The sequence below is a fragment of the Bacteroides sp. L008 genome (assembly GCF_040812255.1).
GTDB lineage: Bacteria > Bacteroidota > Bacteroidia > Bacteroidales > Bacteroidaceae > Bacteroides > Bacteroides vicugnae.
In genome coordinates this window covers 920,243-932,984 of sequence record NZ_JBFNXO010000001.1, presented here as the reverse complement: position 1 = coordinate 932,984, position 12,742 = coordinate 920,243, and the positions used below count along the sequence as shown (strand labels likewise).

Sequence of the window (12,742 nt, the reverse complement as noted above, 5' to 3'; positions counted from 1 at the left end):
AAACTGTGAAATATAAATATCTACCATAAAAAAATGATACAATATTACTACTGCGGCGATTTCTCTGCTGTCTCAAAAAAAAAATTATATTAATTGGAATGCACGATTATTGTCAAACGCAAATATTTACATTCTATCAGGTCGTGTAAAGTTGGATAAAACGATAAGAGTCCGGCAAAATGCCGGACTCTTATTTACAAATAACCGATTTTTTAATCAATTATTTTTTTAGATACTCCATCTATTATTCAGCAGGGAATACATACATTTCACCATTGTTGTCATCAAACTTTCCAACCATTGGAAGGTCTAGCTTACTCTTGTCTCCATTATAGTAAGTAGCCCAGTTCCATATTTTAGTTGCATCGTCACTGATAACACCTGTCTCGTGATCGCGTTTTTGTCCATTACATGGATAGTAAAGTAGTAATCCTTGTTCGTCCGGATTTACCATCTTCCATGTATATCCTTTTATTTGTTGTGCGGTACGGGCAATATCCCAGAAACGGACTTCACGTACAAATTCATTAGAACCTCCCAACCAGAAACCTGTCAGCCCATATTCTCCGATTCTAATTTCACGTGATGCCACTAAGTCACCATTTACGTATACTAAGGTCATTTTGCCATCATAAACAAATGTAAGCATATACCATTCATTTGCTTTAGCTGCAAATTTACTTGATGGTACATCAATTTGTGATGCGCCTGTTTTTATTTGCAACTGATTAGGATTAATCGTCACATCTCCAAAACGAGTAAATATTTCATCAAGAGGACTAGAGTTAGGTGCCACTTTTGTTCCCCCAATGGATTTATTATTTGCATTATATGCAGACCGTTTAATCATAACCTCCATAGTCCACTGCTTAACTTTAAAGTCTTGTGGAAACATATCACCACTTTCACTTCCGGCATTATTCATAAGAAGTGCTTTGGTACGTGTACGTTTTTCTAAAATGATTAAAGCTTCCTCTTCATTTGGAACAAGAGTGACAGAGCCTTTAGACAAACGAATTGGTAATGCATAGTCTCCTTTCAAAGAAAATTTTAGGTCTTTCAATGAAACAGGAATAGACTGCATAGCCAAATTCGGCTTAAAAGTCATCACTGAAGGTATTTCATACATTTCAGACGGTAACATCAAATAGGATGTACCATTCTTTCTATTATATTCATCAAGCTGTGCCTGATCACCAACTTTCAAAGGAACTTCACATGCTTTATTCTCTTTTACAGCTAAGCCTACTTTTATATCTTTGATAAAATATTCCTTACCCTCTTCTACAAAAATCTGAATGGGACCATCAGCAGCTATATACGCACCTTGATCACTTCCGAAATCTTTTTGAGTATCTGTATACAATTCGTTCTGGCAACCTGCTAGAAGCAACGTACCAAACAGAGTCATAACTATTTTTTTCATTTTTCTTTCTGATTAAAATGTTTATTCAAATGTACCCGGATATACTTGGTTACCGTAATAAAGAGCGGTTCTAAGCCATTTATAAGAGGGTTCGTTAGCAAAGTCATATTCCATATGGAACGTACCAATGCCACCTATTCGTTTACCACTCGGAAGATTAAGTGTTGCATAATCAAATATTTGTGTTCCATTTTTTCCATTGAACTCCGTTCTAACCGAAGTATATCTTTGATTTGCGCTCCAATTAGCAGCATTATTCCCGGGATCAATACCTCCGCATCTCCAACACTGCTCAAATTCAACCGTGATAATTGTTTTGCGCTCCCAATCATCCAAATTAGGTTTATTGATTTTATTAATTACAGTGCTCGTATTTCTTTCCCAATAACACTGGTAAATATAATGGTCTATCAATTTGGATGTTTCTGTAGACAAAAGATCCGGCTGACCATCCATAACCAACATTCTTCCAGCAGGACGTAAACGAGCGCTTAGTGTCTCAATAAAAATCTGCATATTATTATTGCCAGTAGGGCTAATTGTCTGAGAAGTTGCTAAAGTACCACGATGACCATATCCTGGTTCATAGTCTATGTCAAAACCATCCAGATTAAATTTTTCAATACTATCACAAATGGCATTTGCATACGCTTTAACTCCCTCTTGAAAATTGCCTTTTCCTTTATCAGTTACCCAATATTCTGTAGCTGTCAATCCTTGAGGAGTCAACTGATCTCCCAAGTCTTGAATAATCCAGCATAATAAAGCCTTTCCTCCTTTCACTTCCTGGAAGAACTTTAAATCATTTTTTTGTTCATCAGATAGTCTTCCTCTTGTTCCCCAAAGAGATACAAAATCTACACTATCGGGTAACATCTTCAAATAATTTTGGGCATTTGTACCTTTTCCTGTCCAATTACCAAACCAACCAAACCCTTTTACATGAGGAGTCGTACGGTATTCTCTAAGTTGGCGGTAATATTCGCGTTGCGAAGGCATCAAATCCGCTTCGCTTTGAGCATCAATAAGAGGAATAAAACGATTTATTTCCTCTTGTTCTGGAAACACTTCACGTTCGGTGTCTGTCCAGTCAGAACATGCTGTAAAGCCAAGGACTGCAATACCGATGTATATATAATTACGTAAATTCATACTATTAATTGTTGTTTATTGATTATTAAAACAATTGATTGATTAATTTTGGACAGGTCTGTTAGTACGTACCCACCAAAGTTTAGTACCACCTTTATCCGGACCATTCAACAATGTAGTGATGGAAGACATATTGGGATTACCACTATATTCTTTTGCTGCAAAACTGAAACGTTCTGGAGCTCTGGTTTTCTCTGTCGCACCTATCTTATTGTACAGAGTATTATCAAATACACTAGCCAAATAAGGAAATCCAGTCCGACGATACTCTGTCCAAGCTTCTACCCCATTAGGATAAAGAGCCAGATATTTCTGTGTGATAATCCGTTGCAGTTTCGTTTCCTCTGAAGCTGCATCATCCCATTTAGGAGTTATATTTCCTGCAGTAATATCAGAATTATAGGATTTGCCACCAGCATAGTAATAGTTACTTGGCGAATTTAGTGTTGCAGGTTGTGCACTATTGTTTAAATAGGTAGTGGCTGCTGCTTCTGCAATGCCCCATTCATCCATAGACAGTCTTACTCCTGCCTCATATAAGTCTTTCACATTTCCTTCAGTTAAACCATACAATGCAGCTTCGGCCTTCAAAAAGAAAGTTTCGGAAGCTCTGAACCAGTATAAAGGATCTGCGTTTTCTACTTTCGGGCAAGAAGCGAACTCTGCGGTATTGTCGCCTTCGGCCTTGCCTAAGGTATTACCGGGAGCAATACAATAGTATCCACTAACCTTGTTGTATGTACCCTTTGTGTAATATTTGTCTATTCGGGGATCGTTATAACCTGTTAAGTAAGACCAAGCTGTGGCACCCATGCGGTTTTCTTTGTAATCGATTGTTGCGATTAAAGAGTTTAATAATGGGAATTTACTTGTATTACCAATTTTTGCTTCATCTGTTTTACTTTCAATCACGCCTCCATTCCTCGGATTCAACGCTTTCTGAATATATTCTACAGCTAAATCTTTGTTGACAAAGTGAGTACGAACTGCCATTCTCAACATTAATGAGTTGGCCAATTTAGTCCATTTAATCGGATCTCCGTCATAAATCAAATCGTACTTCGGCATAATCTTAGAAGTCGATTTGTTCAGAATATCAGCACAAGTAGCTAAATCTTTCAACATAGCTTTATATACGTCTTCCTGCTTATCCAACATTGGAGCGATGTCACCATTTCCTGCGTTAGAATATACAATAGGGCCAAAACAGTCGGTAGCTCTTAACCAACCAGCAACTCTTACGACATTAAATATTGCCATAATTTCTTGTTTCTCTGGTTCTTCGCTATTTCCAATCTTTTGATATATTTGCACCCAAGGCTGATATACTTTCATATAAAGTTGTTCGTATGCATAACTCATTCGATTGTCAGCAAAATCCCATGTAGCTTCTGTACTTAGTTTCCAGTTATTATTCATGCCAAAAAAGCCGATATATTGGGCTGATGACATCACATCTGTAACTGCCAGATCATTACCCGGATCAGTTGTTTTACTTGGCGAACCGATGGGAATAACACGTTGCTGCATTTCCATCAACTGAGTTCCGTAGATTAATCCACCTGCTTCCAGTTCTTCGTCTGTTACACCAGTAGTACTTTTATTGATATCTATATAATCCTCGCAAGCTGTTAATAAGCCTAGCGAAAAGACCACTAATAAGTATTTCTTAAATTTCATAATTTCAATTATTAATAAATAATTAGAATCCAAATTTCAAACTAAAACCATACGTACGACTGCTAGGCAGCATAAAATAGTCATAGCCTTGACCAAATGTACCTGTAGATGCTGTTAATTCAGGATCATAAGGAGCCTTATTATAGATCATCCATAAGTTAGTACCATACACGGAAATATTTACGTTCTTCACTACATCACCGAACCACTTGTTAGGTAGGGTATAACCGATACTAGCTTCTTGTAGACGAACGTTTGTTGCAGAATATACATAATATGAGTCTAAGTCATAAATAGTCCCATAATAATCTTCCGGTTGCATCTTTATATTACCTAGCATTACATAACCTGCGTCGCGAGCATTAGCTGATGCTTTAGATACACCAAAACGGTCTAAGGTGGCTTGGGTCTTTGAGATTACGTTACCACCGATTCTTGCAGTAAACATGACATTAGCATTAATACCCTTATAGTTGAATCCATGTCTCCAGCCTAAGTTCCATTTAGGATTGACTGACCCGATCTTAAACGGTGTAGTCTTTTCTGTAGCCAAGGTCTGTCCTGGATTGTAGAGAACATATCCTTCTTCATTCCTTTCAACTCGGCGGTCGGCATATAACGCACCCACTTCACCTCCTTCACGGAGACGGAAGCGTCCCAGTTGAATATCACTTAAATCCAGCAATTCGCCATTAACAGGGTTCTTTACATTAGAAGCTAACTTCTTAATTTTGTTTCTGTTGGCAGTAGCTGTGAAAGTAGTATTATAATTAAATTCACCGAATGTCTGATCATAGCCTAATGTCATCTCAATACCTCTATTCTGTACATTACCAGCTTGAACATACATATATTTATATCCACTGCTTCCTGGCATATCAGCTTTCAATAACTGATTGTAAGTATTAGAATGATATACTGTCACACCCAAAGTAATTGTATTGTTAAACCATCTGGTATCGATTCCTAATTCGTACGAACGAGTACGTTCAGCTTTCAAATCACTCAAAGGATAGTATTCGAAAGGAGATACAGTACCATTTTCTAGTTTATGAGTAATCGTTCCTGGTGTCAGACCTGTAAATGGAATCGGAGAACCTACTTCTGTAAATGAGCCTCTAACTTTGAAATAACCTAATACAGGATTGATACTTTCACGAATATTATCAGGCAAAAGCTCGGTAACAATAGCAGAAAGACCTACTGATGGATAGAAAATCCATTGCTCTTTACTATTAACCAATTGCGATGGTTTATCTGCACGCCCAGTTAATGTTAAATACAAGGCTGAATTCCATGCAAGTTCTGCGGATGCGAAAGTTGCAAAGTTTTGCGTACGAGAATCACCTCCTGTTTCAAAAGGACTGGCTACAGATGGATTTACATTTCCATAAGTGAATTTGTTGGGTACCAATAATAAGTCTCCACCATATCCATGTCCTTTGGTATCATATTCTTCGAAAGATACACCCGCATTCACTGTAGCATGATAAACTTGGGCAAACTGTTTGTCAAAGTTTATCATGATATCTGCATATTTCTGTTTGTAAAATTCATTTGAGTATTTATAACGGCCATTTTCTCCGGCAAAAGTACTGGTAGTAGATGCATAGCGTCTGTCTTCTGATTCGGAATATGTATTATCCATACGGAGACGACCTGCAACATTCAAAAAACTTGTTATATCATATTTCAAGCTCGAATACAACATGTAGCGGTCTTTAACTTCAGGACGCAAGTTACGGTAAGCAATCCAATATGGATTCTGTACATCCATACCCATACTACCTGGTTGCCAACTCTGTGCATTATATCCCAATTCATTATCATAGCGTTCGAAATACTTTTCACTTTCAAAGTTCATACCTCGCGGATATAGATAAGCTCCTACGATAGGGTTAAAGTATGTACCAAAAGATACCATGTTATTGTAGTATTCGCGAACATAGCTAGCAGATACATCTAATGTTAACTTATCATTCAGGAATTTTGCAGTATTGCGGAATGTTACATTATAACGGTGATATTTATTATTTTCAACCATACCATTAGAGTTCACTGCGGAAGCAGAAATATATGTCTGATTTTTCTCTGTTCCCATTGAAAGGTTGAACGAATTATTGAAAGTAGCTCCTGTATTATAGAAGTCTCTAGGCTCCCAGGAATATGGATTCTCCATTTTTTCTCCCCAAGAAAAGTAATTACCCGAAACATTTCCATAAGTGTTCTGAAATTCCGGCATTACGAATGGATTGGCAAATTCTACTGAAGAGGATACATTCAAACGCATAACGCCTTGTGCACCTTTCTTTGTATTGATTAAGATAACACCATTAGCTGCGTTTGCACCATACAACGCAGCAGCTGATGGCCCGGTCAATACAGATAAGCTTTCAATATCATCTGGATTGAAATTAGCTATACCTTCACCGGAGGTCATTCCTACAAAGCCTGTACCGTCTCCCGAACGATCAGCTTTATTTCCGATAGGTACACCATCCACTACATATAGTACATTGTTCTGACCTGCAATGGATTTATTACCGCGCATCACAACGCGAGTACCACCACCCACACCGGATGCACTACGTTGGATGTTTACACCAGCAACTTTTCCATTCAAACTATTCATAAAGTTGGCGTCTTTCACTGTTGTCAGTTCATCACCTTTTACTTGCTGTACATTATAGCTTAATGCTTTCTCGGAACGTTTGATACCTAATGCTGTAACAACTACTTCGTCCAGCACTTTTGTATCTTCACCCATTGAGATTTTCAGAGGTTGAGCATTGGCAAGCGTGATTGCTTGGGAGGCATAACCGATATAAGATACTTCAAGTACATCACCTTTGGCAGCCTGTATTTTGAAATTTCCATCCATATCAGTGATAGTACCATTTGAAGTTCCTTTTACCAGAATACTAACTCCGATCAATGGTTCTCCTTTTGAATCGGTAACAGTACCACTCGCCATAATTGGAGCTTTTTTCTGCTGATCTTCTTTATTACTCTTTGCAGAAAGTACAATATGATTATCTACTATTGAAAAACTGACATTAACTCCTCTGAACAACTGATTCATTACATTATTCAGAGATTCTTTTGTTACCTTGATGGATATGATGCGATTTATATCAACATCATTTGTGTTATAGACTACTGACATTGAGGTTTGTCTCTCAACTTCTTTCAAAGCAGTATTTAAGGGTACTTTTGATAGATTAAGAGTGATCGTTCGTTCTTGCCCATAAGCTGAAGCAAAACACGAAGCCAACAAAAGGAAGAATAACAAGTATGAGAACTTGTGTTTTATAATTTCTTTCATCTTATTCTTTTTAATTAGAAATAGTTTTTAGAGAATTTAATTAGGAACGGTAACTAAAATTACCGTTTTCACACAAAGGTTTCATGTATCTCTGTTTCTCATAATTAATAAATTTAAAGGTTACACTTAAAATAAATTCCATAAGCGCTTATTCAATAGTAATACATTCTATGTTGTAACCTTACTAAACGAAGATAAGATTTTTTTTGAAAAAAAATAATAAAAGCAAATTCCTAATTGAAAAATAAATACTCAAATATTTGATAAATAGAATCTTATACACTTATTGAAATCAGGCTGATTTATTATATTTGCATACATTTTGCATACAAATCATGTATATTTCAGTTAATGTATAGATATAAACATTCATTTTTATGTTCAAATATTCAAGAGATGGAGTCTCTGTATTAACCATATTAGATACCAGAAGAGTGAAAAAGAACGGGTTGTTTCCTATTAAAGTTCAAGTGGTATTCAGAAGAAAACAAAAGTATTACTCAACAGGAAAGGAACTTTCAAAAGAAGATTGGAACCGACTGCTAAAAGCGAAAAGCAGGTTATTGACAGAGATACGAAGTGATATAGAAAGTAGTTTTTCTAATGTAAAACAGCATATTAATGAACTAATACAAAAGGGTGAATTTAATATTGAGACTTTAAGTATTAGGTTAGGAAGACAAATGAAAGATATGAACCTGCATAATGCTTTTAATCTGAAAATGAAAGAACTAAAAGACAATGAGCAGGCAAGTACTTATCTAAGTTATCAGAGTGCACTAAAAAGTTTAGAGAGTTTTGGCGGAACATATATTCCTTTAGAAAGAATTACAGTAGATTGGCTCAAACGATGTGAGCGTTTCTGGCTTTCAAAAGGTAAGAGCTATTCAAGCATTAGTATTTATTTCAGAGCTTTAAAGTGCATACTAAATCGTGCTATACAAGATGGCATATTAAAAGAATCATCATTTCCTTTTGGAAAAAATAAATATGAGATTCCTGAAGGCTGTGGACGTAAATTAGCACTCACTCTTGCTGATATAAAAAAAGTAATGTCCTATCAAGATGGAACAAAAGATATAGAAGAGTTTCGAGATCTATGGGTATTTTCTTATTTATGCAATGGTATCAATTTCATGGATTTACTATTTCTTCAGTATTCAAATATTGTAGATGGAGAGATATGCTTTGTACGTTCTAAAACTTCGAGGACAGCTAAACATAGTAAAGAAATACATGCAATAATAACTCCGGAAATGTGGAATATCATTCATAAATGGGGGAATCCTAGAATTAATCCACAAACATATATCTTTAAATACGCTGACGGAACAGAAAATGCGTTTGAAAGAGTTAGGCTAGTGAGGCGTATTGTTACTAAATGCAATAGAAGACTCAAAAAGATAGCTCAAAATACAGGGATTTCTCAATTAACAACCTACACCGCTAGGCATTCATTTGCAACAGTTCTAAAACGTGCAGGTGCTAAGACTTCTTATATTTCAGAAAGTTTGGGGCACTCCAATTTAGCTGTCACAGAAAACTATCTAGCCTATTTTGAGAAAGAAGAAAGAATAAGAAATGCTCAATTGCTTACTGACTTTAATATTTAAATTAGAATAGTGCATGCAAATTGTATGTACATTCTTTATTTTCTCTAGTTTTTCAATACAACAATTTGTGAAAAAACAGAAGAGATAAATGGACTTTTCATATTTATTTTTAATTACAGAAAAATCATGTTATATATCAATTAGACAGCTTTACGTCAAATTTTATAAATAAGCCATTTGCATGATGATAATGTTTATAAAGTCTATAAGTATCTGTTCTACATTTTACTTACTTGAAGCATAGCTTTAGGGAACGAAAAGCATAGCTTTAGAGAATTGGTAAAACAATATTTGATTTTCCTACATATATGTTTTTTTCTATCCCCTTTCACCTTTTTTATGAACACCCGGTGACTAGGCCGTTTATGGGTGAAGGGGGACTCTTCATCGTTACATTCATATCGAAAGAATGTTGTAACAGTACTTTCTAAAATCATTGCGTTAATTGTAAAAAACACTGTGATGTTTTTTACAATCATCCCAATGTTTTAAAAAAACATCCCAATAAAAAATAATCTATGAGCATATTTCATTTCCAAGTAAGGTGAAAGAATCGCCCTTCACCCGTAAACGTCCTGTTTATCGGGAGTCCGGAAGAAAGGTGAAAGATAATAAATATTATTGGTGGTGATGAATTGTAGAGACAAGACACTGCAATCATATGCATAATGCTGTTTAATTTTGAACAATTACTTATTGATAAATAATAAAGGTGTTATATATTTTATTCCCTAATCATAATAATGCACAGTTTCTCCCAAGCAATCACGCTTGCCAATGCTCAACCTCTGAAAGTAACTTTAGGAGAAGATACGCAAGTATTGGATGAAGTTGTTGTTACTGCATTGGGTATCAAGCGTGCAACAAAGGCATTAAGTTATAATGTACAGGAAGTAAAAGGTGATGAATTGACAGCTGTAAAAGATGCCAATTTTATGAATTCACTATCAGGAAAGGTTGCCGGTGTTCAGATTAATAGTGGTGCAACCGGTGCTGGTGGTGCCACACGTGTTGTTATGCGTGGAATGAAATCTCTGACTAAAGATAACAATGCATTGTACGTGATTGACGGTGTACCTATTTTTAATACAGGGAAAAGCGGTGGTGAAGGGTTATTCGGAGACATGGGAGGATCAGATGCCGTTGCTGACTTAAACCCGGATGATATTGCTAGTATCAGTATGATGACCGGTCCTTCAGCGGCAGCATTATATGGTTCTGCTGCGGCAAACGGTGTTGTTTTAATTACTACTAAAAAAGGCCAAACAGAGAAAACTACCATAACAGTATCCAACAGTACTACCTTTTCTAAAGCATATATCATGCCGGATATGCAGAACCGTTATGGCACAAGTTCCGGATTATTCAGCTGGGGAGAATTGACAAACCGTCGATATAACCCATCTGACTTTTTTGAAACAGGATCCAATGTTATCAATTCGGTAGCATTATCTACAGGAAATACCAAAAACCAAACCTATCTTTCTGCTTCTACAACTAACTCTGGTGGTATTCTTCCGAACAACTCCTATAACCGTTATAATTTTACGGCACGTAATACCACCCATTTTCTAAATGATAAGCTTACTCTGGATATCGGTGCACAATATATCGTTCAGAACAACAAAAACATGGTTTCTCAAGGACAGTATTATAACCCTCTCCCATCACTGTATCTATTCCCTCGTGGAGACAACTTTGACGAAATTCGTTTGTATGAACGTTATAATACTAACTACGGCTATATGGAGCAATATTGGCCTTATGGTGATGCAAGTTTGTCATTACAAAATCCATATTGGATACAAAATCGTATCAACCGTACTTCCAACAAGAAACGTTATATGATGAACGCTTCTTTGAAATGGCAGGCTACAGATTGGCTCAATGTTGTCGGTCGTGTCAATCTGGACAACTCCGACTACCGGAATAAAAACGAAAAATCAGCTTCTACATTAACAACATTCTGTGGTGTAAGCGGTGGTTTTGAAGATGCTATGCGTCAGGAACGTTCTTTATATGCCGATTTCCTGGCCAATATAGATAAAACATTCGGTGATTTTCATTTAACAGCCAATGTTGGTGCTTCCATATATCATACTTCAATGGATCAGTTATATATTGCAGGCGACCTGGTTATTCCCAACTTCTTCCAGATCAACAATATTAATTTCTCCGCCAACTATAAACCGGACCCTACCGGATATGAAGATGAAATTCAAAGTATTTTTGCCAGTGCTGAATTAAGTTGGAAAAATCAACTGTATTTAACTGTAACCGGACGTAATGACTGGGATTCAAAACTCGCATTCTCCAAACAGAAATCTTTCTTTTATCCGTCAGTCGGTTTATCGGCTTTATTATCAGAAATGGTTAAACTACCAGAGGTGATTTCTTATGCTAAAATACGCGGTTCGTATACAGTGGTAGCCTCTTCCTTTGATCGTTTCCTTACTAATCCGGGTTACGAATACAACAGCCAGACACATAACTGGGCGAATCCGACCGTATATCCGATGGACAATATGAAACCTGAAAAGACTAAATCCTGGGAAATCGGTTTGAACTTGAAATTCTGGGGAAATCGGTTTAATTTAGACGCTACTTACTATCGTTCTAACACATTAAACCAAACATTTAAGGTGGATATCCCCTCTTCTTCCGGATATAAACAAGCGATTGTACAGGCCGGTAACGTGCAAAATCAGGGTATTGAATTAGCTTTAGGATTCAGTGATAAATGGGCAGGATTCGGATGGTCTTCTAATGCTACCTTCACTTTAAACCGTAACAAGGTGAAACGACTGGCAAGCGGCAGCGTGAATCCTGTGACAGGAGAAGCTATCCAAATGGATGAAATGAATGTGGGTTGGTTAGGTAAAGAGAATGTAGCTCCCCGCGTCATCCTGACAGAAGGAGGTTCCATGACCGATATCTATGTATACAACCAACTGACAAAAGACAATAACGGTAATATAAAAGTCGATCAGAATGGTAATCTGGGTATCACTTCATCAAACACTCCGGTAAAAGTCGGTAATCTGGATGCTGATTTCAACCTCGGATGGACCAATCATTTCAATTACAAAGGAATCGACTTGGGAATTGTATTATCAGCCCGTGTAGGCGGATTAGCTTATTCGGCTACTCAAGGTATTTTAGATTATTATGGAGTGTCGGAATCATCTGCAACAGCTCGTGATAATGGTGGTATTCCTATTAATAACGGTAAAGTTGATGCCCAAAAGTATTACCAAGCTATCGGTACGGGTGAAGGTGGCTATGGCCGTTATTATCTATATAGTGCAACCAATGTACGTTTGCAGGAATTGAGCTTAAATTATACACTTCCTAAAAGATGGTTTAAAAATGTGGCGAATATTACTTTAGGTGTTGTAGGACGTAATTTATGGATGATCTACTGTAAAGCTCCATTCGACCCGGAATTGTCTGCCTCTACCTCCAGTAACTATTATATGAATGTAGACTACTTTATGCAACCCAGCTTGCGTAACTTCGGTTTTAATGTGAAAGTTCAATTCTAAA

Annotated in this window: 6 protein-coding genes; 2 read left to right on the top strand and 4 right to left on the bottom strand. The window is 36.7% G+C overall.

What is annotated here, in order from left to right:
* Positions 1 to 244: 244 nt before the first annotated feature.
* From AB3G73_RS03860 to AB3G73_RS03845, 4 genes are read right to left on the bottom strand one after another with little or no spacing between them, the layout of a single operon-like run.
* Positions 245 to 1,426, bottom strand: a complete 1,182-nt coding sequence (locus tag AB3G73_RS03860) for a DUF1735 and LamG domain-containing protein (protein ID WP_234132224.1) — start codon at positions 1,424 to 1,426, stop codon at positions 245 to 247.
* Positions 1,427 to 1,447: 21 nt separating this feature from the next.
* The gene (locus AB3G73_RS03855) at positions 1,448 to 2,578 is read right to left on the bottom strand and encodes an endo-beta-N-acetylglucosaminidase family protein (RefSeq protein WP_234132223.1); all 1,131 of its coding nucleotides are present in this window, start codon (positions 2,576 to 2,578) and stop codon (positions 1,448 to 1,450) included.
* 42 nt (positions 2,579 to 2,620) lie between these two features.
* Positions 2,621 to 4,258, bottom strand: coding sequence for a SusD/RagB family nutrient-binding outer membrane lipoprotein (locus AB3G73_RS03850; RefSeq protein ID WP_234132222.1), 1,638 nt, complete (start codon positions 4,256 to 4,258; stop codon positions 2,621 to 2,623).
* Between the two features lie 22 nt (positions 4,259 to 4,280).
* The gene (locus AB3G73_RS03845; RefSeq protein WP_367742914.1) at positions 4,281 to 7,583 is read right to left on the bottom strand and encodes a SusC/RagA family TonB-linked outer membrane protein; all 3,303 of its coding nucleotides are present in this window, start codon (positions 7,581 to 7,583) and stop codon (positions 4,281 to 4,283) included.
* 377 nt (positions 7,584 to 7,960) lie between these two features.
* Between AB3G73_RS03845 and AB3G73_RS03840 the strand changes: the two genes are divergently transcribed.
* Positions 7,961 to 9,196, top strand: a complete 1,236-nt coding sequence (locus tag AB3G73_RS03840; RefSeq protein WP_367742910.1) for a phage integrase SAM-like domain-containing protein — start codon at positions 7,961 to 7,963, stop codon at positions 9,194 to 9,196.
* Between the two features lie 743 nt (positions 9,197 to 9,939).
* Entirely contained in the window at positions 9,940 to 12,741 is a 2,802-nt protein-coding gene (locus AB3G73_RS03835) for a SusC/RagA family TonB-linked outer membrane protein (protein ID WP_229128685.1), read from the top strand.
* The last annotated feature ends 1 nt before the right edge of the window (position 12,742 follow it).